The organism is Enterovibrio coralii, assembly GCF_001559595.1.
GTDB lineage: Bacteria > Pseudomonadota > Gammaproteobacteria > Enterobacterales > Vibrionaceae > Enterovibrio > Enterovibrio coralii.
Window position 1 is genome coordinate 1 of sequence record NZ_LNTY01000053.1, and the last position, 319, is coordinate 319.

The window sequence follows — 319 nt, forward strand, 5'->3', positions numbered from 1 at the left end:
CGAATCCTCCGAGCGCGCCATGATTTGTGCGGTGAGGTGGCCGAGAGGCTGAAGGCGCTCCCCTGCTAAGGGAGTATACGGTTTATAGCCGTATCGAGGGTTCGAATCCCTCCTTCACCGCCATTTGTAAATATGTTGTGCGACCGTAGCTCAGCTGGATAGAGTACCTGGCTACGAACCAGGCGGTCGGAGGTTCGAATCCTCCGGTCGCGCCATCATTATTTACACCTCTTTAAGGCAATATGCCTTTCCAAGGACGAACGCTCCGTTTCCGACGAAGCACTCAGCATCCGGATGATGCATGAAGTGATACCCTGCG

At 54.5% G+C, this 319-nt stretch carries 2 tRNA genes; both read left to right on the forward strand.

From position 1 onward, the window contains the following. Positions 1 to 30: 30 nt before the first annotated feature. A tRNA-Ser gene (locus tag ATN88_RS19830) sits at positions 31 to 123 on the forward strand. Between the two features lie 16 nt (positions 124 to 139). Beyond that, positions 140 to 215, forward strand: a tRNA-Arg gene (locus ATN88_RS19835). Positions 216 to 319 lie beyond the last annotated feature (104 nt).